General features: G+C 50.6%; 25 protein-coding genes. 24 read left to right on the forward strand and 1 reads right to left on the reverse strand.

Annotation, left to right across the window (positions count from 1 at the left end; genetic code table 11):
* Positions 1–654 precede the first annotated feature (654 nt).
* Positions 655–981, forward strand: a complete 327-nt coding sequence (locus AAF564_09010) for a hypothetical protein (GenBank protein MEM8485678.1) — start codon at positions 655–657, stop codon at positions 979–981.
* 44 nt (positions 982–1,025) lie between these two features.
* Positions 1,026–2,498: an FAD-dependent oxidoreductase gene (locus AAF564_09015; GenBank protein MEM8485679.1), complete on the forward strand. Its 1,473-nt coding sequence runs from the start codon at positions 1,026–1,028 to the stop codon at positions 2,496–2,498.
* A gap of 73 nt (positions 2,499–2,571) precedes the next feature.
* On the opposite strand, the gene AAF564_09020 is transcribed toward AAF564_09015, so the two are convergent.
* Positions 2,572–3,291 carry an SDR family NAD(P)-dependent oxidoreductase gene (locus AAF564_09020; protein ID MEM8485680.1) on the reverse strand — a complete coding sequence of 240 codons (720 nt, stop codon included), beginning with the start codon at positions 3,289–3,291 and terminating at the stop codon, positions 2,572–2,574.
* A gap of 217 nt (positions 3,292–3,508) precedes the next feature.
* On the opposite strand from AAF564_09020, the gene AAF564_09025 reads away from it, so the two are divergent.
* The 22 genes from AAF564_09025 (at position 3,509) to AAF564_09130 (ending at position 26,820) form a co-directional block, all read left to right on the forward strand.
* On the forward strand, positions 3,509–4,180 hold the full coding sequence (locus AAF564_09025; GenBank protein MEM8485681.1) for an RNA methyltransferase: 672 nt from the start codon (positions 3,509–3,511) through the stop codon (positions 4,178–4,180).
* A 136-nt stretch (positions 4,181–4,316) separates the two neighbouring features.
* The gene (locus tag AAF564_09030) at positions 4,317–5,132 is read left to right on the forward strand and encodes an SRPBCC family protein (protein MEM8485682.1); all 816 of its coding nucleotides are present in this window, start codon (positions 4,317–4,319) and stop codon (positions 5,130–5,132) included.
* Entirely contained in the window at positions 5,132–6,322 is a 1,191-nt protein-coding gene (locus AAF564_09035; GenBank protein MEM8485683.1) for an aspartate aminotransferase family protein, read from the forward strand. Before AAF564_09030 ends, AAF564_09035 begins: the two co-directional genes overlap by 1 nt.
* A gap of 62 nt (positions 6,323–6,384) precedes the next feature.
* Positions 6,385–7,716 carry a hypothetical protein gene (locus tag AAF564_09040; protein ID MEM8485684.1) on the forward strand — a complete coding sequence of 444 codons (1,332 nt, stop codon included), beginning with the start codon at positions 6,385–6,387 and terminating at the stop codon, positions 7,714–7,716.
* A gap of 4 nt (positions 7,717–7,720) precedes the next feature.
* A complete protein-coding gene (locus AAF564_09045) occupies positions 7,721–8,044 on the forward strand; it encodes a hypothetical protein (protein MEM8485685.1) in 324 nt (107 codons plus the stop codon).
* Positions 8,045–8,064: 20 nt separating this feature from the next.
* Entirely contained in the window at positions 8,065–9,711 is a 1,647-nt protein-coding gene (locus AAF564_09050; protein MEM8485686.1) for an NFACT family protein, read from the forward strand.
* 268 nt (positions 9,712–9,979) lie between these two features.
* Positions 9,980–10,798, forward strand: a complete 819-nt coding sequence (locus AAF564_09055) for an undecaprenyl-diphosphate phosphatase (protein MEM8485687.1) — start codon at positions 9,980–9,982, stop codon at positions 10,796–10,798.
* A gap of 237 nt (positions 10,799–11,035) precedes the next feature.
* Positions 11,036–12,508, forward strand: a complete 1,473-nt coding sequence (locus tag AAF564_09060) for a sigma-54 dependent transcriptional regulator (GenBank protein MEM8485688.1) — start codon at positions 11,036–11,038, stop codon at positions 12,506–12,508.
* Between the two features lie 106 nt (positions 12,509–12,614).
* On the forward strand, positions 12,615–13,430 hold the full coding sequence (locus tag AAF564_09065) for an EcsC family protein (protein MEM8485689.1): 816 nt from the start codon (positions 12,615–12,617) through the stop codon (positions 13,428–13,430).
* 112 nt (positions 13,431–13,542) lie between these two features.
* Positions 13,543–14,850, forward strand: a complete 1,308-nt coding sequence (der, locus tag AAF564_09070) for a ribosome biogenesis GTPase Der (GenBank protein MEM8485690.1) — start codon at positions 13,543–13,545, stop codon at positions 14,848–14,850.
* 293 nt (positions 14,851–15,143) lie between these two features.
* A complete protein-coding gene (gene holA / locus AAF564_09075) occupies positions 15,144–16,202 on the forward strand; it encodes a DNA polymerase III subunit delta (protein MEM8485691.1) in 1,059 nt (352 codons plus the stop codon).
* 79 nt (positions 16,203–16,281) lie between these two features.
* The gene (locus AAF564_09080; protein MEM8485692.1) at positions 16,282–16,947 is read left to right on the forward strand and encodes a sigma-70 family RNA polymerase sigma factor; all 666 of its coding nucleotides are present in this window, start codon (positions 16,282–16,284) and stop codon (positions 16,945–16,947) included.
* A 133-nt stretch (positions 16,948–17,080) separates the two neighbouring features.
* On the forward strand, positions 17,081–17,713 hold the full coding sequence (locus AAF564_09085; GenBank protein MEM8485693.1) for a hypothetical protein: 633 nt from the start codon (positions 17,081–17,083) through the stop codon (positions 17,711–17,713).
* Between the two features lie 208 nt (positions 17,714–17,921).
* Entirely contained in the window at positions 17,922–18,632 is a 711-nt protein-coding gene (bioD, locus tag AAF564_09090) for a dethiobiotin synthase (protein MEM8485694.1), read from the forward strand.
* A gap of 50 nt (positions 18,633–18,682) precedes the next feature.
* Positions 18,683–19,456, forward strand: a complete 774-nt coding sequence (gene amrB, locus AAF564_09095; protein ID MEM8485695.1) for an AmmeMemoRadiSam system protein B — start codon at positions 18,683–18,685, stop codon at positions 19,454–19,456.
* 55 nt (positions 19,457–19,511) lie between these two features.
* On the forward strand, positions 19,512–20,423 hold the full coding sequence (locus tag AAF564_09100) for a DUF2520 domain-containing protein (protein MEM8485696.1): 912 nt from the start codon (positions 19,512–19,514) through the stop codon (positions 20,421–20,423).
* 79 nt (positions 20,424–20,502) lie between these two features.
* Complete coding sequence (locus AAF564_09105; protein MEM8485697.1) at positions 20,503–21,018, forward strand: hypothetical protein; 516 nt, start codon at positions 20,503–20,505, stop codon at positions 21,016–21,018.
* Positions 21,019–21,071: 53 nt separating this feature from the next.
* The gene (locus AAF564_09110) at positions 21,072–21,452 is read left to right on the forward strand and encodes a hypothetical protein (protein MEM8485698.1); all 381 of its coding nucleotides are present in this window, start codon (positions 21,072–21,074) and stop codon (positions 21,450–21,452) included.
* Between the two features lie 25 nt (positions 21,453–21,477).
* Positions 21,478–22,317, forward strand: a complete 840-nt coding sequence (locus tag AAF564_09115; GenBank protein ID MEM8485699.1) for a peptidylprolyl isomerase — start codon at positions 21,478–21,480, stop codon at positions 22,315–22,317.
* A gap of 120 nt (positions 22,318–22,437) precedes the next feature.
* Entirely contained in the window at positions 22,438–24,000 is a 1,563-nt protein-coding gene (gene lysS, locus AAF564_09120; protein MEM8485700.1) for a lysine--tRNA ligase, read from the forward strand.
* Positions 23,993–25,276 (forward strand): MFS transporter, encoded by a 1,284-nt coding sequence (locus AAF564_09125; protein MEM8485701.1) that lies wholly within the window; start codon positions 23,993–23,995, stop codon positions 25,274–25,276. Before lysS ends, AAF564_09125 begins: the two co-directional genes overlap by 8 nt.
* Before the next feature lie 110 nt (positions 25,277–25,386).
* Positions 25,387–26,820, forward strand: coding sequence for an ATP-binding protein (locus tag AAF564_09130; protein ID MEM8485702.1), 1,434 nt, complete (start codon positions 25,387–25,389; stop codon positions 26,818–26,820).
* Positions 26,821–26,929: the final 109 nt, after the last annotated feature.

The following is a 26,929-nucleotide window of genomic DNA, read 5'->3' on the forward strand; positions in this document are numbered from 1 at the left end:
CGCTTTTATCTCCTTTCGCACAGGTCCTCCTGAATTTTATTCAGGAAAACGCTCCGATAAAAGCACCCACCGCACATCGCCACGCATTTGGTGGACGTCCACGCGCTAAATTGCTGAAAACGAATTAATCTTTGCTAGCTACTATTTTTCTGAACACCCCTGACACCGAACAAGGAATTTTGAATGTCGAAGGCTTAGAAAAATACCGTGCCTCGCAAATGTCATCCTGAGCTGTGCGAAGGATCTGTGGCAGAAAATGTACTTTTAGATACCAAACAGCGACTACTCGAGCGAAAGATGATCCGACTGGCAAGGCTGCTTGCGTATTGTATGAGTAAACTCCAAGTTAACGGACCCGTTCACAATTCTCCATAAGGCCTTTTTCATTTTGTGCCTACCTTTTGTTTGCCTACGTTCCCATCTTGGTTCGGAGCTTGATAAGCCTATCGATACTAAATTAACATGCAGCAGTTGGTGCTAGAAACGACAACCAAAACACCATACCCAGATCCTTCGCACGGCTCAGGATGACATTTACAGGGCAAGCTGCCAACCTACATCAGTTGTGCAATAAGCTGCATCCATACCTTGCCCTGTAACTTCTCGCTGCTCAAACACTACTCATGGGCATCAATACCAAAAAAAGGCGCAACTATGTGGCAATCAATTGTAGGCTGGTTTATGGGGCTTGGGGCGCAGTATGGCGTCAATCCTATTATTTTCGGGAGTATCTATGTTGGGGCGATTCCGTTTTTCACGCTGAGCCTTGGGTGGTTTATTCGTAATCTGAAGCAGAAAAAACCTATTGCTATCCCTGCCCTATCTGCCGGCTTCTTTTTCATCTCAGCTTACCTGTATCTCCTTATTGCCGGCCAAAACATACCCGTATGGGTGTACGGTGTAGTTGCGTTGCTTATTATTTTTGGCGTATACACTACCGTTAACAAGGTGCGTGCGCAGATCGCGCAAGACCAGGCCTAAAGACGCCACCAGACACTCCTTCCATCTATAATTCTGATATTTTCATGGCATACGACTACGACGTCATCGTAATTGGCGGCGGTGCAGCTGGGCTCACTGCATCCGGAATGGCGGCTAACTTTGGCGCAAAAACGCTCATGCTGGAGCGTCACAGGCTGGGCGGCGACTGTACCTGGACGGGGTGCGTCCCGAGTAAAGCAATCCTTAAAGCTGCAAAGGTTGCCCACCATGTACGCGAAGCAAATGCCTATGGCCTGACCGACCACCCGGTTGAAGTTGATTTTGCCCGCGTGATGCAGCGCGTACACCATATCCGGGATGAAGTCTATGAAGATGCTGACCGGCCTGAAATCTATACCAATATGGGGGTGGATGTGATGGAAGCAGAAGCTTCTTTTGTCGATGATCACACGCTCGCATTAAAAACGTCAGAAGGTACAAAGCGGCTCAGTAGTCGATTCATCGTTATTGCTGCCGGCGCCAGCGCTTTTGTGCCCCCCATCGAAGGCATACAAGACACGCCCCACTTGACCAACGAATCCCTTTTCGAAATCGACACGCTGCCCAAACGCTTTGCCATTGTCGGCGGTGGTCCGATCGGGACGGAAATGTCACAGGCATTCAACCGCCTGGGTAGCGAAGTTTACGTACTGGAACGTGGCGCGCAGATTATGGGCAACGACGACACAGAGTTGGCCGGCATGCTGCAATCCCGGCTGGCAAAAGAAGGGGTTAATTATGTGCTAAACGCAAGCGTACAACAACTCTCAAAATCAGTCGGAGGCGTTACCCTGGCCTATAAATCGGGCGAAGAGACCAAAAAACTGGAAGTTGACCAGGTATTGCTGGCCACGGGGCGGCGGCCCAACGTAGCCGGCCTCAACCTTGAAGCAGCCGGCGTCACTTACACCACGCGAGGTATTCCTGTCAATGAAAAATGCCGCACAAACAGACGGCACATTTATGCAATAGGCGATATCGCCGGCCGATACCAATTTACACACATGAGCGAGCACATGGCTAAAGTGGCCGTGACCAATATGCTCCTGAAAGTGCCGATGAAAATCGACATGAAACATGTACCCTGGGTGACCTATACCGACCCGGAGCTCGGCCATGTCGGCGCAACCCAAAAAGAGCTGAAGGAAAAAGGCATCAACTACGAAGTCTATGCCTTCCCCTATACCAAAGTAGACCGGGCCGTTACGGAAAGCGAAACAACCGGAATGATCAAGGTCTACGCCAAAAAGTTCAACGGCAAAATCCTGGGTGTTGATGTATTGGGCACAAGCGCCGGCGAACTCATCAGCGAATACGGTCTTGCTATGCGAAATGGACTAACACTCCGGCACATGGCAGATACCATCCACGCCTATCCAACCTACGGCCTCGGGGCCCGACGCGCAGCGGATCAGTGGTACGTGCGCAAACAGTCTGCCGGCCTGGTGAAATTCCTGAAGTTCATCTTCCGCTACCGTGGCCCTGTGAATGAGTATGTGCCAGGGACGATTGTGTAGCCTGTTTTTTTGTAGAACACAAAAGGCCCGCGCTTGAAACGCGGGCCTTTTCGTATTTAGTTCATTTCTACGCTTAGCCTCTCGGCCGCAGTGGTCGCATCATCAATTCGGAAATCAAGTAATTGTCTGGCGCTTCCAATACATGAACCAATGTGCGGGCAATGTCGATAGACTGCATCGGATTAGGGGCACCTGTTGTGCCGGCAACTGAGCCAAACTCTGTTGCAATAGAACCCGGGTACATGCAGGTTACTTTTACACCATCATTACGCACCTCTTTCATGAGGGCTTCGCTGAAGCCGCGGAGTCCAAATTTGGTGGCATTGTACCCTGTAAGGTTTGGATTACCCACAAGGCCGGCAACCGACGCAATATTTACAATGTGGCCGCCAAATCCTGATGCTTCATTCTGCGCTTTCATTGCTGGCAGTACTGCTTTCGAAAAGAGGAATACGCCACGCAGGTTTGTATCCATCTGCACATCCCACTGCTCGAGGCTCATTTCACCGATAGGGCCAAACTGCCCAAGGCCGGCGTTGTTAACAAGCACATCGATACGCCCCTGCTCGTCCATTACCTGTTGGATGGCCGCAGCAACCTGCTCAGGTTCACGTACATCTCCACCAACCGGATGAAAATGATCACCTAGCTCTGCTTGCAATGCTTCAAGTTTTGCAACCCGGCGCGCTGTACCATATACATGCACCCCTTTACCAACCAACGCGCGCGCAAAATCAGCCCCAAGGCCGGCGCTGGCTCCTGTAACAATTGCAACTTTATCCTTAAGAGTCATACTTGTTTGGATGTATTTATGAATCGTTTTTAATTGCCTACGGTGTAAATTGGCTACACCATTTATTGCTGCTTGCTATACCGCTCGTTGTTTATGCAGTGGGCTACATAAAACCAAGAGAGGGTAACGCAGTTAGACGGGTTTTATTCCTCAGTTACATCTTGTTAACAGACCAGTGCCTGGGCATAGCCTGTCGCGCACCGTACAGTCATTTGTCATGGAGCACCTCGAACAGCCTCCCGCTGAAATAATACGCCTGCTTACCCCGTTTCTTTCTACGGAACGGATGGCCCGGCTGGCAGACGTCATTTCCAGGCGAACGGATACGGTGGTCACCGTTATAGAAGGCCTTATCAACTTTGGCAACGTAAGCGCCGTTATGCGCAGCGCTGAAGCCCTCGGTTTCCATAAGTTTCACATCATTGAGGGAGATGCTGCATTCAAAAACTCCCAGCGCACAAGTCAGGGTGCAGACAAATGGCTGGACGTTTCCAAATGGTCCACTCCTGCAGCCTGTATCCCCACCCTGCAAGCGCAGGGATACAACGTAGTTGCAACCCATCTTGATGAGACAGCAGTGAACATCGACGAAATTGATTTCACCAAACCTACCGCCCTGGTATTTGGCAATGAGGCCGATGGCGTAAGCGACGCACTACTTGAACTTGCGGATCAACGGTGCATCATTCCAATGGCGGGATTTGTGCAGAGCTTCAACATTTCGGTGGCAGCAGCAGTTGCGCTCTACCATGCATACCATGACCGCATGAGCCGGCAAGGCTTCCACGGCGACCTCGGCGAAGCAGCGCAGGAAGCACTCCTGGCTTCGTATTGCTACAGGAGCGTCAATCACGCAGATGATATCCTCCTTAAAATCAGGGAAGGCTAGCAGATTTCAGCTTTATCACACCCCACTGTACGCCCTTATTATTTACAGGGATTGCAAATTATTTACCATTTCTGGAGCCATAACCGATACTTGCGCGTAATAACGAGGCTAATCACTCATACCTGACACTGTTTCCATGAAACTGGAACGCATCCAAACCGTCCAGCGCCTGCCCATCCAAATCGAAGAGGCCTGGGACTTTTTCACAAGCCCGAAAAATCTCCGGTTAACCACGCCGCACTGGCTTGACCTGCGCCTGAATACAGAGCCCCCCGAGTATTTACACCCAGGCATGATCGTAAGCGCCACTATCCGGCCGTTTCCCGTGATAACAAGTAGCTGGATTTCTGAGCTGACACATATACGTCCGCCGCAGTTTTATATCACAGAGCAGCGCGTCGGCCCGTTTAAAATGTGGCACCACGAGCATCATTTCAGATCGATCGACGGGGGGGTTGAGGTAGAAGACATTATCCTGTACGGCATGCGTTATGGCATGCTTGGTGCTTTTTTCCATAATGTATACGTACGAAAGAAACTGCACGAGGCCTTCTCGTTTCGAGCACAGGCCCTTGAGCAACGTTTTGGTTCGCTCACGAAGCCGCGTCCAAAAGAAGTTGCTAAACCAACCATTTCGGATGTTTTCGAGCAGCAAAGACCACAACCTGTTCAACAACAGCCGCAAAAGCCGCAGCCCAAGCGATATCCTTCTCTGCAGCCGCCAGACGAACAAGTACCCAATCTTCGCCCCAAGCAGCCGGCCCAACAAACCCCAAATCTTCGTCCGAAACCACCGGTACAGCAGCCGCCCAAACCTCAGCCTGCCGCAAATAAGCCGCGCCCAGCGCCAAAACCTGACCAGCAGGCCGGCGCAAAACCGGGACAGCAGCCAGGCAAACCTGTGCCGCAAAAAGTCACACTTGATGACATTTTCCGGGGTACGGAAGATTAATGGCATCTGCGTCTGCCCAAAACTTCAACCGGCACGTGGCATGGACCAGTGATGAGCCGCTTGGACTTGAGGTCGATTTTGCGGAAGGGGCTTACATCTATCTCAAAGATGGCCGGCGGATCATAGACTTGATTAGTGGCATTGCCGTATCATCCCTGGGTCACCGTCACCCTGAAGTTGTTGCCGCCATTCACAAACAGGTTGACCGCCATCTGCACGTCATGGTTTATGGCGAATTTGTTCAAAATGCGCAGGCTGACTTTGCGGCACTTTTGGCTGCCCAGTTACCGCCGGCCCTGCAAGTTGCCTACTTCACCATGTCGGGTACAGAAGCCAATGAAGGGGCGCTAAAACTGGCAAAGAAGTACACGGGCCGCACAAAAATGGTGGCATTTGAGCGCTCGTACCATGGCGATACACACGGCTCACTCTCTGTCACGGGCCGGCAAGTCTACCAAGACCCTTTTCGCCCGTTGCTCCCAGACGTGACCTTCCTCCCCTTCAACGAAATTGAGGCCCTTGAGGCCATCAACACCGACACAGCATGCGTTATCACGGAACCGATCCAGGGAGAAGGTGGCATTCGGGTACCCGACGATGCATGGATGCAGGCCCTCCGCCAACGGTGTACGGATACAGGGGCCTTGCTGATCTTTGATGAAATACAGACCGGATTTGGACGTACGGGCTCTCTGTTTGCCTTCGAGGGATTTGGCGTTGTCCCGGATATTCTAACGCTTGCAAAAGCAATGGCCGGCGGCATGCCATTGGGTACCTTTGTATCAAGCCCCGAAATTATGCAGGCTTTTCGCAACAACCCGCCACTTAGCCATGTGACAACATTTGGCGGCCATCCCGTATCTTGCGCTGCTGCAGAAGCTAACCTGAAGGTTTTGCTCAATCAGAACCTCGCTGTACGCGCACAGAAAATAGGGCAGCATATACGCAACAAACTGGTTCATAGGCAGATTAAAGAGGTACGTGGGCGTGGAGCCATGCTGGGCATGGATCTGATTAACGCTGAAGTAACTGCAGCCATGGTAACGTACTGCCTCGAAAAAGGCGTATTGCTTGGCTGGACCCTCCATGCTAATTCACTGGTCAGGATTGCACCACCACTTACAATCCCGTTTGATGTCCTCGATGAAGCATTGACCATTATATGTGATGCCCTCGACCAAACCACCTGACGGTTTTATCCCAGTTGTTGCTTGCAAATAGTAGTTTATTGTTGATCAATCTTTTTGGAACCATGGATCTACTCAGACAGCATTTTCTCAAATCCCTTGCATTGGGGCTCACCATGCTGTTTTTCGCCGGCTGCGCCTCTTCAGGCAAGCTTCTTGAAAAAGCCACCGAAGCTGAAGAACAAGGCCGGTACAAACAAGCCGCAGCGTATTACATTGGTGTGCTGGAAAAAGAATCAGACTGGGATGACCTGCGCGATGACCTCATGCGCGTAGGTACCATCGCCGTTGACAACCTGCTGGAAAAAGCAAATCAGCTGGAAGAAACAGGTGAATTTGACGACGCCATCACCAGCCTGAATGAATTGGATGATTTGAAAGCGGATGCTATGGGTGTAGGCGTCAGCCTCTCGGTACCTGCTGACTACGAAGAATACAAAGAACGCCTAAGCGAAGCCGCCATTCTCTCGCTGATCCGCAAAGGAGAGCGCGCTGAAGAAGAAGGTGAATGGGAAGATGCCATTGAGATTTACGAACTGGTCACCAAGAAATACACGCTGAGCGTTGATCAGGACGAAGAAATGTTGCTCTCGCAGGCCCGCGTATTTGGTAAATGGGCTGAGCAAGATATTGAACAGGGGCGGTATCGCCGCGGCTTCGACCGGGCAGCGGAAGCGATTGGTGTACTGGGTGAAGACCACCCGCGCGCCGGCGCTGCGTTCGACCTCCAGGATCGCGCCATTGATGAAGGCACCCGTTTTGTCGCCTTCCTCCCCATCTGGCAAACTGATGATGTAAACGATGCTGCACCAGGCGGGCTCATCGAAGAAATTGATGACCTCCTGCAGTATGACTACTGGGCCAACCCGCCACTTTTCATTGAACCGGCAGACCCAACCCAGCTTCGTCGCGAATTGCGCCGGCTCCGCTATGACGACCGCCTTATCACCCGCTCAGAGGCATCCAACATTGGCAACGTTGTTGAAGCAGACTACGTGGTACTCACCCAGGCTGTGCTTTTCAACTTTGAAGAGCGCAAAATGCGTGAGAAGACCAAAAAGACAAAAACCAACGGCCGCAATAGCCAGGACACCACGTACATAGAGCAGAGTTTCACCGGCCAGCTTGAAGCCGAAATCGAGTACCGCATTATCAATGTAGAAACGCGCAGGGAAGTTGCTGACGGCAGCGTAACCGCATCTTCTTCATCAAAAATGAAGCGCGGTGTATACACGGGCGACTATCGTGACCTGGACCTCTCTCGTAGTGAGCGCAAGCTTTTCGACGACGAAGAAATTGACCTTGCCCTCAGAGAACTGGAAGACGATGTTATTGATGACATCACCCCGGCCCTGGCAGATGAGGTATTCAAAGAAATACTTGAACGGATAGAGTAACGAGATGGGTTGGCTTAAAGATGCGGTCATAGACATTGCGGTTACAGTACTGATTGTGCTTGTAACCGTCAATGCTTTGCCTGAATGGGCAGACTGGATTATCCTGATATACACACCTTTCATTCTGGTGCTAAAGGCCATTACTTTCTTTGGGGGTATTCAGATGAAGAAACCCAAAGGAGCAGACGCCCCGCCTGTTTGGTTCTTTCATGCACTTTATGCAATCAATGTAGCAGCACTGCTCTATAGCCAATGGTGGCTTGTTGGTGGTCAATGGGTATTGATATGGCTGCTTTCCTTTCTCATCGAAAAGCCGGCTACTAACTAGACAGGCTTCACAAGCAGCACATGGTAACCAACTATTTCACGCTGAAGGCACTTGCTGAATCCTGGTCAGCGGAAATGACCGGTTGTATTGTAGGTGATGTTTATTCCCAATCACGCGACGAACTCACCATCGCGCTGGCATCCAAATCTGACACCTGGATGCTGCGCGCCTCAACCCACCCATCGCTGCAATTTATTTTCAGGAGTGCCGGGTACAACAAAGCGCGACGGAATGTAGCTGCACTCTTTCCTGGTGTGCTCGACAAATCCATCCAGCACATCAGCCTCGCTGAACGCGACCGCGTTTTGTTTATCACCTTCGAGGACAACACCCGACTCCAGTTTACCCTCTTTGGTCCACGGGCCAATGTCTTACATGTCGGCCCGGATAACGTCATCCTGGACGCGTTCCAGCGCAAAGAGCAGTTGGTTGGTACAGCGGCACCCCCGACGCGACCAGCAGCTGTTGTAGATACTTTAGCGGCGCTTAAAGCACGTTGGCATATTGACAAGAAAACAACCACGCGCGCAGTTACTTCCGCATTTCCTTTTTTCAATGCAGACCTCGCACGAGAGGTTGTACACCAGGCCGGCCCCTTGCCGGCAAATCCCGCAGACGTCGATGCATCCGGTTTAGCCAGCATTTTTAAAGCTGCAAGCGACCTTGCGCAACAGCTCACCTCACCTGCCCCCATAATCTACTGGCAAGGAAAGCGTGCGGTCCAGTTTGCGCTGGTCCCGCTAAACCAACAGACGGATACCCGCGAAGAACCGTTTGAGACCGTTGACAAGGCTGTAACCATTTACGTCCGCCGACGCCTCGGCCAACGCGCGTTTGATGCCGTATACTTGCCACTGGAAAAAGCCCTCACAGCAGCACGAGACAACCACGCCGCCCGGCTTGAAACCATGCTTACCTCGCTCAGCGAGGGCAGCCGCGCAGACAAATACGAACGCTGGGGGCACCTGCTCATGGCAGCACAGGCCGACGTACCGCAACAAACCGAAGAAGTAACGCTGCCAGACCTTTTTGCAAACAACGAAGCGGTGACAATACCGCTCGACCCCGCACTGACAGCTGTAGAAAATGCACAACGGTATTATGAGAAAGCCCGCAAAACGCGGCAGGCACGGGTACATGCAGAAGAGCGGCTTGCGATAACCGAACAACGCCAAATGGAAGCAGCTTCGTTGCTGGAAGCCTTACAGACCAAAGAGACACGCGCCGACGTGGAGAAGTTTGAAAAAGCCAACAAAGACAAACTGGCGTATTTCCTGGGCCATCAAAGTTCAAACCAGCCGCAAATTCCCTTTCGTCGATTCCCTCTATCAGCCGGCTATGAAGTGTGGGTAGGTAAAAACGCAAAGCAGAACGACGCCCTTACGTTTCAATATGCGCGGAAATTCGATTTTTGGATGCACGCGCGCGGTGTCCCCGGATCACATGCCGTGCTGCGCCGGCCCGGACGAACAGCAACACCCGGCAAACATATTCTCGAACAGGCCGCGGGTATAGCAGCCTACTACAGCAAAGCACGTGGCAGCGCACTGGTACCCGTAATTATTACCGAAAGAAAGTATGTCCGTAAACCCCGTGGCGCCGCTGCCGGCGCTGTGCTTGTGGAAAAAGAACAGGTTTTACTCGTAGAGCCCATCTTGCCCGACTGAGGTGTACGGAACATTAAACAGGGATTCCATTTAATTTGCCCAAATCATCACAGTAATTTCCTCTCGTGGCAGGGCCCGATGTAACGATATAAGTTCGGCTGCTGCGTCTACATTGTAATCATAGCCCATTGCCGGCGCTTGGGTGCGCTATTATTCCAAGAATTAGTCTTTTCACGCACCCAGACTTGTATTGATTGACCCCTTCACGCATCAGCGGCCATATATTCAGGCCCTATTTTAAACATTGAATTAAGCATAATTATACATCATGAATTGGTGGGAAGCGGCGCTGTTAGGACTGATCCAGGGTTTAACCGAGTTTTTACCTATCTCATCTTCAGGTCACCTGGTCCTGGGTAAATACTTGCTGGGGCTGACAGATGCAGCAGCAGACAATGTAACCTTCGAAGTATTTGTCCACTTTGGCACAGCCCTGAGTATTTTGACGGTTTACAAAGACCGCATCTTGAAAATTATTACCGGCACATTGGGCGCACTTGTGAAACCTGGTAAAATTGTGCAGTCCTACCAGGAAAACGACGCGTTTCGAACAGCGATGTATATTCTGATTACGCTTGTGCCAACAGGTATTACCTACATTTTTTTGAAGGACTTCTTCGAAGCAAAGTTTAATGACCCACGCTTTGTTTGCGGGATGTTGTTTGTTACAGGCATTTTGCTGTTGCTCACCTTGTTAAGGAAAAATCCCCAGGGAAAAATGACAGCACTCAAAGCCGTTGTGACCGGCATTGCGCAATCAGCAGCCATGATCCCCGGAATATCGAGATCCGGCTCAACGATCTGCGCTGCGTTGTATCAGAATGTGTCGCCCCAACGGGCTGCCGACTTTTCGTTTCTAATGCTGCTGCCTGTTGTGCTTGGTGCAACCCTGATCCAGGGGCTTGAAATCCTGGAGCACGGATTTACACTGGGATGGGCACCATTGGTGATTGGAACCGTTGTAGCTTATGTATCAGGCATCATCGCCATCAAAATGATGCTCGATTTTGTTCGGCGCGGTAATCTGCAGTATTTTGCCTATTACTGCTTTGCTGCCGGCGCCCTCGGATTGTGGTTGATCCCTTAATCCAACAAAAAAAGCTACACTTACCTGATGCGCCTAAAGAATAAATACAATATATTTGCTGGCTCGAATCATTATTTATACTAACTCACAGACTGGCTTGCCCCGGTAACTCCCGACTGCATATTCATCCTCACGCTCTGTGGGTGATGCCCTCGATTTTAGATTATTCCAGCCAATCCGATTAAGAGGGTTGGTCCCATTTATGCAAGCCCCTCTCGCTAACTGTCTATAATTCTCATGGGATTTCGCATCTTCGTTGTTGACGACGATCGCCACTACGCCCGCATGATCAGCTACCATCTGGACAAAAATCCAGATTATACGGTAACGGTCTTTGCCGATGGCCAAGAAGTGCTCGACAAACTTGATGATCAACCTCACCTCCTCGTACTGGACATTATGATGCCCGGCATTGGTGGAATTGAGACGCTCAAAAAAATCAAGGAAAAACTACCCGACGTACCTGTCATCATGGTATCAGCGCAGGGGGTGGTAGATACCGCCGTTGAAGCCATGAAAGAAGGGGCTTACGATTATATCACCAAGGGACGCGACGACCTGAACAAGTTGTCTATTGTTGTTAAAAACGCCCTTGAGAAAGTATCGCTGGCCCAAGAACTGGAGTCTTTACGCGAAGAGGTTACTTCCCAGTATGGCATTGAAGGCATCATTGGTGAAAGCCAGGCCATGCAATCTTCCTATCGCCTTATCCACAAAACCTTGCGAGGTGACCTTACGGTAGCCATTCAGGGAGAGAGTGGTACGGGTAAAGAACTTGTTGCACGTGCCATCCATTTCAACTCACCGCGCAAAAACGGGACGTTCGTCGTGGTCAACTGTGCGGCCATTCCCCGTGAGTTGATGGAGAGCGAGTTTTTCGGACACGAAAAAGGCTCGTTTACCGGTGCGCACGCCAGAAAAATTGGTAAGTTTGAACAGGCACACGGCGGTACCATCTTCCTCGACGAAATTGGCGAACTGGACCTCGACTTGCAGGCAAAGCTGCTTCGTGCGCTTCAGAACTACGAAATCCAGCGCGTTGGCGGAAATGAAACCATCAAGTTTGACGCCCGCGTTATTTCGGCGACAAACAGGGATATCATCCCCATGATTCGCAAAGGCAAGTTCAGAGAAGACCTGTACTACCGCCTGTTCCAGTTCCCGATTCACCTGCCCCCACTCAGGGAGCGGGAGAAAGATGTGATTTTGCTTGCCAATCACTTCCTGAAAAGCTACCTCAAGTCACATCCTGAGTTTAAAGGCAAAACCCTTTCTTCTGAAGCCCGCCGTGCCATCCTTAATTATAAATGGCCAGGGAACGTGCGCGAGATGAAGAGTGCTATTGAGCGGGCAATCCTGATTTCGGATGCAAACGAGATCAGTGTTAATGACATGATGCTCAATGCGCGCACTATGATTTCGCCATGGGAAGAACGCTCTCAGCACACCATGCAGGAGTCAAGCTATGCGCCGGCAACGCAACCTCTGAACGGAGAACACGGTATAGTGGAAGAATCCGCAGACGCGATAGCCGGCATTTCGCTCGGAGGCAATGGCAACGCAATTGTCTCTCTTGAAGAGATCAAACATAAAGCTGTTGAACGCGCTTATCGTATCTGTGATGGGAATGTGGACAAGGCAGCCGTAGAACTTGGCATTGGCCGGGCTACCATGTACAGACTCCTCAAAAAGTACGAGCTGATTGGCTAGAACCATCGAGACCTTTGCGTAACCATTGTAATTACGCGGATTCGGGCTTATTCTTGCGTATTGTCAGACTCGCCTCTCAGTATTCAACACTCGGCACCTGATCTGTATGAGATTAAGCCCCTACGAAAAAGAAGTCCAACGCGAAATTGAGCAATGGCAGCACGGAGAAGCTTCACTTTTGGTGAAAGCACTCAGCTGGGCGATGCAACCCATGGACTGGGTAGTGAATCAGGTTGTCCCAGAGGACATGCTCGATCAGGCAAGTACTGCCGTCGAGCAATTCCTCTCAGTGCTGAACAATGCATCCGAGTGGACTTACGATGCTGACGACTTGCTCAAACGCGCGCAGGAAAGGGGCCTGGAAGCTGAAACGATCGCCGACTTGCGCGACCAGCCACTCGAAACGCTTGATGAACTGGCCAAGGGGCTTTTTACGCAGAATGCCATGCTGGCAGCCATCGAAGGTGGTGGTACCGGACTTGGTGGCGCGGTACTTATTGCGGCTGATATTCCCTTGCTCTTCGGCATTAACTTTCGTCTGATTCAGCAAATTGGCGCTACTTACTGGTTTGAACTCAAAGGGCCCGATTTTCAACCGCTTGTCCTGTCGATTTTCAACGTAGCTGCCTCGGGAGAAACCCGCTCAAAAAACGACGCTATCCGTGAAATCAGTGTTGCCGGCGCCGCATTTGCCAATGACCTGAATTACAAAGGCCGGGTAACGGGCACGCTACGCGACCAAAACAGGCACTTGCCGCGGGAAATTGCGAAGAACATTGTCGGCCGTAAAATTGCACAAACCATCCCCATCGCCGGCGCTGCTGTAGGCGCTGGAATTAACTACTGGTTTACAACAGAAACAGCGGAAACAACCTATATGCTTTTCCGCGCGCTGTACCTGGAACGCAAAGAAAGAATCTAATCGCCCACTTGTTGGTTTCTAGTTGCGCTTTTGTCGATTTTAGCCGGCATTAACCCCGCCTTTGCGGTGTGTTGGCTTTACGACGCCATTCAGTAATTAGCAGCCAGAATCCATGTCGCTCGTCGCCATTGTAGGCCGGCCCAACGTTGGCAAGTCCACCTTATTCAATCGGCTTACGGAAGTTAAACAAGCCATCGTGCACGATGAGCCGGGCGTTACCCGTGACCGCATCTACGGACAGGTAGAATGGAACGGCGTGGTCTTCTCGCTTACCGATACAGGCGGCTACGTCTCCGACTCCTCAGACCGCTTTGAAGCCGCCATCCGCGAACAGGTAGAACTGGCCACCGAAGAAGCTGACTTGCTGTTGATGGTTGTGGATGTAGAAACCGGCATTACGGACCTTGACCAGTCTGTTGCCCAAATGCTTAGGAGAACACAGAAACCCGTCATTCTGCTCGCCAACAAAGCCGACAACAAAGAACGCCGGTGGGATGCCAACGTGTTTTATCAACTCGGCATCCCCGACGTATTCCCGGTCAGTTCGATCAATGGCTCGGGTACGGGCGAAGTGCTGGATGCGATTGTCGAAAACCTGCCGCCACCGCCACCCGAGGGTAAAAATGACGACAGGCCACACATTGCATTGATTGGCCGGCCGAACGTGGGCAAGTCGTCTATATCCAATGCGCTGCTGAACCAGAACCGGTCGATTGTAACTGAAATTAGTGGCACCACACGCGACTCTATCAACTCGGTAATGAAATACCACGGGCAGGAAATTGTCCTGGTAGACACGGCCGGCTTGCGCCGAAAGGCACGCGTGAAGGAAAATGTAGAGTTTTACGCCAACCTGAGGACCGAGCGGGCCATTCAGCACTGCGATGTTGCCGTGCTCCTGCTCGACGCAACCCAGGGCCTCGAAGCCCAGGATATTCGGGTGCTCAAACAGGCTGAAACCATGTCAAAAGGCCTTGTGCTGGCCATCAACAAGTGGGATCTGATCGAGAAGGAAACCAATACCGAACGTGATTACATGCGGTTGATTAAAGAGCGGTTGAAAACGCTCGATTATGTCCCCATTGTCACTGTTTCAGCATTGACCAAACAAAGGCTGCATAAACTGATAGACCGGGCGCTTGCCGTTCACCAACAGCGCGGCTACCGGGTCCCCACCAGCAAACTGAACGATGCACTTCGTGCAGCAGTTGAACGCACACCGCCGCCGTACTACCGCAACAGGCCTGTCAAAATCAAGTACGCAACCCAGATCCGTGAAAACCCGCCCGTAATTACCTTTTTCTGTAATTACCCAAAAGGGGTGCGCGAGCCCTACCAGCGGTATCTCGCCAACAGGTTGCGCGAATCGTTTAATTTTGAAGGCGTGCCGCTCAAATTGACCTTCAAATCCAAATCTTAGCCGGCTACTTCCGCATGTTTCCTCTTGACGGCCAGACCTTGCATTTTGCAAGCATGTAACACATCAAGCCTAAAAAAAATCAAACAGAGGCGTGCGCATCCAAAATAATTACATTCGGAAGCGCTATTTGGTTTATTTACCCCTTTACAGTTGGTTGTTATTTATTAGATTCTGGCTTATATACTAAATCAGCCACCTGAATCGTTACACTCAAGACGACCATCTCTTAGTTGTCGCGCTTTCTTGAAGTGTAGTATAAGCAAGGGACTTTACTTTAGACCCTGGAATAAAGCATGTCGGCTAAAGGTCTAACATATGAGCAGTTGGAGACGTCGTTTAAACACGGCAATTTCAAACCTGTGTACTTTTTGTACGGCTCCGAACGGTTTTTAATGAATCAGCTGCAATCCTTGCTGATCGAAAAGGCCCTGGCACCGCATGAACGCGATTTCAACTTTGACCTCTTATATGGTCCGGAGGCAGACGCAAACCAGGTTATTGGTCTGTGCGCGAGCTTTCCTGCAATGGCCCAACGACGCGTGGTGATCGTCAGAGACTTCGAACAGCTGAAGGATAACAAGCGATTTTCGCATTATGCAAAGCAACCCAACCCCTCCACTATAGTCTTGTTACTGTGCGGCAAAAAGCCAAACCTGTCGACACAGCCATACCGAGACTTGAAAGCCAATGCAGCTTGGGGCGAATTCAAGCCCCTTTATGACAACCAGGTGCCGGGCTGGATTAGCAAGCGCCTGAAAACTCGTCAGGTCCAAGCTGACGCAATGGCAATACAGCGACTGTCCGATTATCTGGGCACTGACCTGCAAGCCATAGAGTCAGAAATAGACAAACTTGTCACATATTGTGGCGGAAAACCGCAAATTACGGGGGATGACATCGTGCGAGCCAGCGGCCAAACGCGCGATTTTAATGTATTTGAGTTGCAAAAAGCAATTGGTGAAGCACGACATAATGACGCACAAAATATCACGGAACAGTTGTTGCGCCAAGCTTCAAACAAACGCGGTGAAGCGCTGATGATTGTTTCAGTACTCACCTCGTACTTCACGAAACTCTGGAAGCTGACGTATTTTCAGCACAAGAATGTGCCAGAAAAATCGCTGTCTTCGCGGGTAGGTGTTTCACCTTATTTCATAAAAGAGTATTTGAAAAGTCTGCGTTTTTACAACAGAAACGCGATTGCCGGCGCTTTTGCCACGTTACTTGCTGCAGATTATGAATTAAAAGGAGGAGCGAACAGAGACACGCAACTGATACTAACTTTACTCCTTAGGCGATTGGTACCAAACGCCTTACCTAACAATCCGCGAAATACCGTCGTTCGCCGATGATGTAACGATAGTATGTTCAGATTGTACACATATTCGTAACAAGTTGTGTACGACCCGCACAGATTCAAGCAAGCCTGATATGCCAAAATCATTAGCAAAGAAAAATCGCAAGCGTAGCCCTCGTAAAACGGCCCCCCATAGCCATTACGAGATGCTCGTTGATATGAGCGATGAGGACTTAATGTCCTTTTTCCAGGCAGGAACCGTAGAGGCTTTTGACCTGCTCGTAAGCAGATACAAAGATCCGCTTACGAATTATATTTATCGCTTCCTCGGTGACATGAAGGAGTGCGAAGATCTGCTGCAAGAAACGTTTCTCCGCGTTTACCGCAACCGCCATTCTTATCGGCGCATTGCGAAGTTTTCGACCTGGTTGTATACCATTGCAGGTAACCTTGCGCGGTCTGAATACCGCAAACGCAAGCGCCGCCGGCTCTACTCCTTGCAGTCTGTCAACCGCGATGAAGAAGAGTTCGAGGTAGAGATTCCAGATGAAACATTCTCTCCGGACAGGCATACCGAGAGTACCATCCAAGATTATTATATTCAGGAAGCGCTCAAACAAATACCTGAAGAATTCCGAGAAGTAGTTGTTCTACGTGATGTACAGCAGCTTGCTTATGAGGAAATCGCCGAAATCACCGGATTGCCTATGGGCACGGTCAAGAGTCGAATCAATCGTGGTCGAACGAAACTTCAGGCGCTTCTCAAGGATGTGTATTCACCCCATCCCATGGGGCACTAATCGACCAGTATTGACCGCCGGGATTTGAAAAAACCCTGATGGGACGCAAAAAGGAGCTCACTTCCTTATTTGTTTTTCCCATGTGCGATTTCTTGGAATTGATTCTTGATTCTGGAATCAGCTTCGTACAGATATGGCCGACGGATACAAAAATCCTGGGGAGCAAGACTTCACCGACCTCGACGAGTGGTTGTGTGAATACGTGGACGGTACTATCGATCCCGTTGTTTGTGAAGCCCTGGAAGAATACATGCAACACAACGAAGCGCTCGCATCTCATGTAGAGCGACTTCGCGAAGCACGCCACCTGCTTTGCCAGTATGGTTGCAGCTATCAGGCCCCTAGCGGATTACAACCGCGCCTTCGCCGCCGCCTGGCTACCGAAATTGTACAGGAAGCCCAACCTTTTATGGGCCTCTCCAGCACACACCTCATGACGCTGGCCACCGTTACCTCTGTTGTTGCAATTATGCTCATTTTTGGCTCCTCGCGAACTACAGGAAACGCCACGCTAGCCGGCAACGCCACGCCAGCCATGGCCATCCAGGAAGCGCCGCGGCAGCACCATGGCGCAGCCGCTATTGTGCCCCATAACCGCGTAACACCTGTACGCACGCTGGCCACCAACAAATTCTACTCTAAATTTACCCACAAGCGGGCTTTCAGCCACGCCCACGCTACAGCAACATATGCAATCCAGGCCAACAGCCGGCCACATACCTTACACGTAACACCTACGATTGCAGATAGTCGAATGGCCCCATAACGCCCCGGCAACATCCCCGCCTCGCTGGTATTTCCCTTGACATTGGGAGCACTGTAACGTACTATTCCCGCCTGCAATGTATTGACGAGCCCATCCTCTCTGGTTGGGCTTTTTTCATTTTTCATTCAGGCTTCAGCAAGTAAAGCAGAATTTGCTTTGCTTTTTTACTTACCATCTTTATTCTGGTGATCATCAGGCAGGTCATACCATGGCAGATGGACTCTTCATTGTAGGTACAGATCGTGACGTAGGCAAAACCTTCGTGGGCGTAGGTATTGTGGGCCTGCTCCGGGAAATGGGTGTCGACGCTACGCTAATGACCCCAATATCTACAGGCGGCTCAGTTGACAGCGCCACAGAGCTACTCAAGCAAATTGGCGTAGAAGAACCCAAACGCCTGGTAAGCCCCATCTCTTTTGAAACGCTCGCCTCACCATACGCTGCCAGCCAGGTTGAACGCATTGAAATCAAACTGGCCAAAATCTGGGACGCGTACAACGAGCTCAAAGCCAAAGGAAAATTTGTCGTCATTGAAGGCGGTGGCCTAATGGTACCGATCACCCGGAATTATGCAGTAGCCGACCTCCTGAAAGATTTCGATTTGCCGGCGGTCATCCTGGGCAAAACAGCTCGAGGCACGCTAAATCACTGTATTCTTACGTTACGCATGATGCTGGTCATGGGCCTGCACCCCAGGGGCTTTATTCTCAACGGATTTGGACAGTACGGCGAAGGTTTTGCTGAAGCATTGAACCCCGATGTATTAGAGGAACTGGAAGCACCACTAAAGGTACTGGCTACTATTGAATGGAGACCTGAGTACCCCGGTAATATACAAGCTTTCATCCGTGCCCTCCGCCAGCACGAAGGCTTGTTATCTTTACTTAAAGATCTAACCGATACTACTATGAATTTATAGTGTGATGCACCCATCACACATTTATCTGTCAAACATAAGGAAGGTAGGGTATGGAAATACTGGATTCTTCGATCTACGCAACGCAACCGCTCCCCCTGCAAAAACAGCTTAAGACACTGTTGAGCGAATCCTCCCAGTATCCTGTAGAAGACGAAATTCTCGGGATCATCGTGCCGGACAGCAACCTGCTGAGCGGCGGCCCAGTTGCTGCCAATGTGTTTAAAACCATTGCCGGCAAGTCATATGACACTGTTGTCATCGTTTCATCGAGCCACACCGGGCCCTTTAAACGTATGACAATTTGCAACCTGAACTCTTATCGCACCCCACTTGGCGACGTCCCGATCAACGAGAAAGTATGCCATGAACTCTGCGATGAAGACGACGACATTTATCTCGACGACCAGGGCCATTTTCACAACAAAGGGATAGACGTTCAACTCCCTTTCTTACAAACTGCACTGGATGATTTTGACATTGTCCCGATTGTAATGGGAGAAGAATCTCCTGAATTCTGCAAAGAACTGGGCGCTGCCATAGGAGAAATCATGTTCAACCGTAAAACGCTTGTTGTCGCTTCGGTGGATGTGCTTTCGTCTACACAGGAAGAACTCGAAAAATTCCAAACCCTGTTTGAGTCGAGTAACACCCGGGACCTCATTCCTATGCTGAATCGCCAGGACATGGCGCTTCAAGGCCGTGGGCCGCTGCTTGTAGCCATGCTTGCTGCGCAACACCGCAATGCGAGACGTTTTCAGGTGCTGGAACTCAAACAGCCTGAAAACTCGAACCCCGGCTGGATTGGCGCATACATCAGTAAATAATGCGATTAGGCATCGTATATACTGACGTTTTAATCTAACGCTATTCGCTACAGTCTTGCATAAACAGCAAAAACCTCTTCCCCACGACCATGGCCGGCAAACCGGCATCATGATCGTGGGGACCGGCGCTGTAGGCACTACATTGGCCCTCAGCTTGCAAGCCAAAGACTATACCATCTCAGCGATTGCAAGTCGCTCAAAAGCGCGTGCCCAACAGCTGGCAACTCATGTAGGAGCGCCTGCAGCTGTTGCCCTTTCTAGCCTCGATCCAGCGCAAGCACAACTCATTTTCCTCTGTGTACCCGACGACGTTCTTCCCGAAATTGCAGACAAACTGGCAAATCATACCCAGTGGGCAGGTAGAATAGTGGCGCATACCTCAGGGGCACAAACGGCATCTATCCTGCTCCCGTTGCAAAAAGCAGGGGCCTATGCAATGAGCTTTCACCCCGTCCAAACCTTCGTAAAACCATCAAAAAATGCGTTTTCTGGTATTTATGTAGGTATTGAGGGGGACGAGCCGGCAGTCAGTGAAGGCATAGTATTGGCACAGGCTTTGGATGCAACCCCGCTTGTGTTACAAGCTGCCGATAAAGCGCGGTACCACCTTGCCGCATCAATAGCCTCAAACTTCACTGTTACCCTTGTTTCAGCAGCATGTGACGTACTGGAATCCATAGGTATGCAGCGCGATGAAGCAGTTGCTTTGCTGAGACCTCTCGTAATGCAGACGTGTACAAACGTAACAACCCGCTTGCCCGAAGAAGTACTCACCGGACCAGCCGCACGAGGTGACAAAAACACCCTCCAACAACACCTCGATGCACTAGAAAACCACCAACCGCACCTGCTACCCCTATACCGCGCGTTGCTCGCGCAAACCGTTGAATTAGCTAAACGAGGCGCAACAAGCCCTGATGCAAAAAAACAACTGGATGAGATGCACAGCAGCTTGCAGCCTGAATAACCCACACAAGACAACCTACTACAAACAACCTACTGCACCCACTACAGACCACTATTCTTGAACGATACACCAGGTAGTGATGTATTTACTCCGTACTGAACGTGTAGTCCTCAATCCCGCCGCACTGGCAATAGATTTTACAACAACCAAAAAGCTCGACGCCCTTTTCGAGCGTGAAAATACAGCCTCCATCGCCTTCCAATCCGTACTTGTTGCCGCCATACAGATTCTCGAGCGCGTTCGGGAAGAAGAAATTGCAGTTTCAAAAGCGGCAATATCCCTCGCACACCGCGAGCAAATGTCGCACATGCTTGCATCCACGGACTCAATGACAAAGTCTCTACGTGACGCGCTCAATGACCAGGGGTCTCGCATCCTTGACCTGCAACCGCGCGATATGGGCAAAGACGATGGCTCAAATTCGTGGTGGTTTTGCCTTGCAAAAGCCATCGAAACATTAAATGCCGGCAGAGATTGGATAAATCAGATTGTTTCCGGCCAGCACAAAGATAGCCCCTCCAGATCGCTGGCAACCATTGTTGCCCAGTTTCTGGAAACACACCACACCCAACTGGATGACGAAATTCGCTGCTAACCCCGCAAGGTTCTGGCAGTGATAGGGCACCCCCTAAAACCAAGCCTACCACCATGCCGTCTAACATTGATGAACTGTTATCAATAGAGCATACGGTACTGGAATCACGGTGGCAGGTGTTGCTAGCCTGGCTAGAAGATCATTTTGGTCGCCAGGCAGGCATTGAGTCTATCTTGTTTCTTATCGGCATTCAATCCCAGGAACGCGGCTACGAACCCAAGCTGTCTAAAAAGAAAAAGCAGGCCCTGATTATGGAAGGGACACACTGCGCTTTTGAAACACTTGGCCTTTATAGACGTGTCGGTAAAGATTCAAATGGACAGATCGTTTGGGAAAGAACGGAAATACCCCTCAAAAAACTTCCGCTTCCTGAACAGGAAAAATTGTTACGTGTTGCCATTCTGTCCTACTTTGACAAGCTCAACAACGGATAGCTTCAACGTTCAATTTTCCAACACAATGTACAAGTATCTCTTACTCCTGGCCGCAGGCAGCTTATTGATAGGTTGTGAAGTGCGCGTGCGCGATTCAGGTGCAAATTCAAGTTTGTCCCGCCGCTCTGCAGATACGTCGGCGGTGTTCAGCATCTCACGAAACAACGGTACTACCCCAACAAGGTCATTTGATCTGACAGAGTCTTCTACCAGCACGTCCATCCAGGCAGAGGTGGTTTCCCCGCTTCCTCCCTCTAACCTGTATGAGATCGCAACGCCGCTTGGTAACATGACGCTGCGCCTCTTCGACGACACGCCGGAGCACAGAGACAACTTCAAGAAATTAGTAGAAAACGGATATTACGACCGTACCACGTTTCATCGCGTGATGGCCAATTTCATCATCCAGGGTGGCGACCCTAACTCAAGAGATAAAGACCCCAACAATGACGGCATTGGTGGCCCCGGATACACCATCTCGCCCGAATTCAAGTCGAATCATTTCCATAAAAAAGGGGCGATTGCTGCAGCCCGTCAGCCCGATCAAGTGAACCCCCAACGCCGTTCCAGTGGCAGCCAGTTCTATATTGCACAAGGCCGCGCTTACGAAGCACAGGAACTCGCAGAAGTAGAACGCTACATCGGCATCCAGATCAGAGACAGCAACTTCAGATTCTCCCCGGAAGCCCGCGAGGCCTATACGCGAATAGGAGGCATTCCTACGCTTGACATGCAATACACAGTTTTTGGTGAACTCGTAGACGGTTTTGACGTTCTTGATCGGATCAGTGCAATACCTGTTGATGGCAGAGATCGTCCAAAGGACGACGTGCCCATGACGATCCGTGCAATTCCTGCACAATAACATCTCAGCAACCGGTGCATGCGTGGCCGTGAAAGCGAGCTACATTTAACATTTAGCAAACACCTTTCCCCCGGCTGAAATACAACAGCATGGCGGGGATCAGGCTGTACCAAAAACCTTATGTCCGAGTTTACCGAACAGGAAGCCCGCCGCAGAGAAGAACTTGCGGCCCTGCAAGAAGCAGGTATCAACCCTTACCCCACTTCGTGGGACGTCACCGCACACGCCAGCGAGATTCTCGCCAAATTTGACGACGCATTGCATCAGCCAAACGAGGATGGAGAAATCAAAGAACTGTTTGAAGTCTCGATCGCCGGCCGGATGATGAAAAAACGGGTAATGGGGAAAGCTTCGTTCATTGAACTGCAGGATGCGTCTGGCACCATTCAGGTTTACGTAGCTCGAGACTCCCTGCCCGAAGGATTTTACAACACCATTTTCAAGAAATTGCTTGACATCGGTGACTTACTCGGCATCAAAGGCCGTGTATTTCGCACCAAAACCGGGCACGTATCAGTGCATGCATCCGCACTTGAGTTGATGGCAAAAGCCTTGCGGCCCATCCCAGTTGTCAAGGAAAAAGAAGGGGTTGTATACAACGAAGTAACGGACAAAGAATTCCGGTATCGCCAACGCTACGTTGACTTGCTGTTGAACCCAGATGTACGCGAGGTCTTTGTACAACGCGCCAAACTGGTAACCGCGCTCCGCAAGTTTCTTGATGAAAAAGGATACCTGGAAGTAGAAACGCCGGTGCTTCAGCCTGTTTACGGCGGCGCTTCAGCCCGTCCGTTTACAACGCATCACAATGCGCTCAACATGGAGCTTTTTCTGCGCATTGCCGACGAACTATACCTCAAGAGGCTCATTGTTGGCGGTTTTGAGGGCGTTTACGAAATTTCCAAAGACTTCAGAAACGAAGGCCTAAGCCGTTTCCACAATCCAGAATTCACCATGATGGAATTGTATGTCGCTTACAAAGACTACAATTGGATGATGGATCTGGTTGAGGAAATGGTAGAGTACGTGGCAACAGCCATTCACGGCAAACCAGAAGCCCAGGTTGGCGAGAATATTATTTCGTTCAAACGGCCCTGGAAACGCATCCCGATGTTCGAGGCAATTGAAGAGAAAACCGGGCACAACCTGTATGGGAAGTCGCGGGATGAACTGGCAACGGTTGGTAAGGCGCTCAAGCTGGAAATTGACGATTCGATGGGTAGTGGTAAAATCATCGACGAGATTTTTGGCGAGTTTGTGGAGCCGACGCTGATTCAGCCGACATTTATCACGGACTATCCGGTAGAACTGAGTCCGCTTGCTAAAAAACACCCCAGCAAACCTGGCCTTGTTGAGCGCTTTGAAGCAATCTGTAATGGCAAAGAAATTTGCAATGCGTTCAGCGAACTCAACGATCCTATTGATCAGCGAGAGCGGTTTGAAGCGCAGGTGGCGCTCAGAGACCAGGGTGATGATGAAGCCATGCAAATTGATGAAGACTATTTGCGCGCCCTCGAGTATGGCATGCCTCCAACAGCCGGCCTCGGCGTTGGCATTGATCGGCTTGCTATGATTATGACAGGCCAGGAATCCATCCGGGATGTGATTCTCTTTCCGCTGCTGAGACCAGAAAGCGCCGAAGCGCAGTTGCCAGCAGAGGAAACACCTGAAACCGTTGAGTAATTCGGCTGCTGATCCATCGAAACAGGAACAGGTGGGGTACCTCACCCTTATCTCGTCGAATACCAACTTTCGGCGACTATGGTTGGGGACCCTGGTTTCCCAGCTTGGGGACTGGTTTAACACCATTGCGCTCTACAGCCTCGTGGCCGGCCTCACAGGCTCCCCCCTGGCTATGGGGGCCATCTTCCTGTTCAAGCTGTTACCCTGGGCGCTTGTATCGCCATTGGCCGGTGTATTGGTAGACCGGTACAACCGCAGACAGATCATGATTGTATCTGATCTAATGCGGGCAGTTGTTGTGCTGGGCTTCATTTTCATCGACGATGCATCGCAGGTCCCGCTAGTCTATCTCCTCATCACGTTGCAAGTGGTCCTGGGCGCCGTATTTTTGCCGTCCAAAAGTGCATCAATCCCTAATATCACATCAGACCGCGAACTGCTTACGGCAAATGCTTTATCAGCAGCAACATGGTCTATCATGCTTGCCCTGGGCGCCGGCCTGGGCGGCCTGGCCACCGAGTATCTTGGAACAGATACTGTTTTCATCCTCGACAGTATCACCTACTTGCTCTCAGCTTATTTCATTTTCCGAGCCCGTATTCCCCAAGACACCGTTGCGCCAGCTGCAGGTAACCTGATTCGGTCTGCATACAAGGAGATTCTAGAGGGCTGGGCCTACATGCGTGCTGTACCTCGCGTAGGACGGATTGCCCTGGCAAAAGCCACCTGGGCTGTGGGGGGCGGCGCTACAGTGTACATGCTCACCTTACTCGGACAAGAAGTCATGCCCGGCGCTGAGGCAGCTGGCATCGGTGTACTGTTTTTTGCCCGAGGGCTGGGCACAGGCATTGGCCCGGTTGTATCGCGGGCGCTGTTCAAAGATCAACGCGTATGGCCGGCTGTGCTCGGTGCCAGTATTGTTGTCTCAGGAATTTTCTATGCTACTGTTGGCTGGACCGCCTCCATAGCCTGGATTATCTTTGCCGTTGTAGCTGCGCATGCTGCGAGCGGTGCAAACTGGGTATTTGCCACCGTACTGCTACAACAACGATCTGTAGACCGCCTCCGGGGGCGCGTGTTTGGCTCTGAGTGGCTGTTTGTGCTGTTTATGGAAAGCGTATCTATCCTTTGTGCAAGCATTGTATTGGAAATGGCGTGGCTTGATTTACAACAAGCATTTATCTGTTTTGCCCTGGTACAGGTGATTTGTGGCGTATTATGGCTGGGCATTATCGTTCCTGCAGAGAAAAACAACGCGCAAGAAGAGGGGATGTAGTGTTTCTTAAATGTTAAGAAATGACAGGCGGGCGGCATAAAAGGGCTTTTGGCCTCGTATTTGAACACATAGGGTTCTAATCGCCTATCAGTGTTTCCGAATCCGAAAGGATGACCGTTCAGGAATTCAACATATTCGCCCAACACGACTCAGAAGTCGCACAGACCTTGCCTGAGCTCAACGACGTTGCCCTTGTAGAAGTGGCAAATGATGGAGGTATTTTAAAACTCAATTCATTCGGAAAACAGATCTGGGGCTGGAAAAAAGGCGGAAAAATTCCTAAAACTCTCCTATCTTCCCTTCAACAGGGAAAAACCCTGTCCTTTCCAATTAGCGTAAAAGGACGTGCTGTACTTGGTACAGGCGTTGTACGTCAGAACGGTTGGTTGATTGTTGGCTATCACGAGAAGAACGTGGCTTCAGGCAAAGGAGAGTCTAGCTATAGGACTCTTATTGAGAAAATCCCCTCGATAAATCATTCGTTTCTTGATCAGGCACCACAGGGTATCCTGTTTCTCGATCGTATTGGTAATGTCATTTTTGCCAACCAACAATTCCGTGATTGTCTGCATATAGAGGGGCGCGGCGAAATCTCTGAAAATGTCTTCCAGCTCTTTGGTTTTTCGGAGTCTTTCACCTCGCAGATTCGCGACCTCCTGGCAAAAGGCATGGCAATACCACAGGATGTCTTGCAACCTGACGAATATTTGCCGCATGGTCTGCGTGTTAATGGATCACCCGTTCACGACGCCCGCAATAAAATTCTGGGTGCTGTACTCACGTTCGAAGTATTACAAACTGACGATTACAGCGCCGACCCGACTACGCATGACGTCGAAGGCCATCACCTGGCGCAATTGAAAAATGTTTTCATTGCGATGATGAGCCATGAAATCCGCACACCACTGGGTGTGATGAATGGGTACGCAGAGATTCTCAGTCAGGAATTGGAGGAGTACGAAGCATCCACCGGCAATGCGTTGCCGCCGCAAATCAAAGAATTTGTTGGAGCCATTCATGAGAATGCACAACGGCTCCTTGGCATGGTCAACGAGATGTTCGATCTCTCGAACATGCGCCAGTTGCGCCTTTCCCCAATTTCATTACACGACACCCTCTTGCCCGTGGCAAAAAAAGCACGCGCTTTTCTGGGTGAGAAAAATGTGGCGTTTGAGATGAGTCTGAGCGAGGAAGACCTTATGATCAAAGGGAATTCCAAGCGGCTAAAACAAGTGCTCAAAAACCTGTTATCCAACGCAGTTAAGTTCACCGACGAAGGCACGGTATCGCTATCGACGCGTAGTGAGGGTGAATTTGCCGTTATCGAAGTCAGAGACACGGGTGTAGGCATGTCTCAGGAGCACCTGGACCATCTGTTCACGCCATTTGTGCAGGAAGATGCCCGTTTGAACAGAGACTTCTCCGGGACCGGCCTGGGTCTTTCTCTTGCCAAACTACTGGTCGACCTGATGAATGGGCGCATCGAGGCAGAAAGCGAAAAAGGCAGAGGCTCCACCTTCCGCATCTACCTTCCGGCAGCATAACATATCTCTGCTACAGTTTACCTTTCTGCAATTCCCCAAGTGTGTAAGCCTACGAGTAGGCCCTGGCTCCTTTTTCTATTCTTTTGCCAGCGAGGCTCGCGGCAAACTG

The organism is Bacteroidota bacterium, assembly GCA_039111535.1.
Taxonomy (GTDB): Bacteria; Bacteroidota; Rhodothermia; order Rhodothermales; family JAHQVL01; genus JBCCIM01.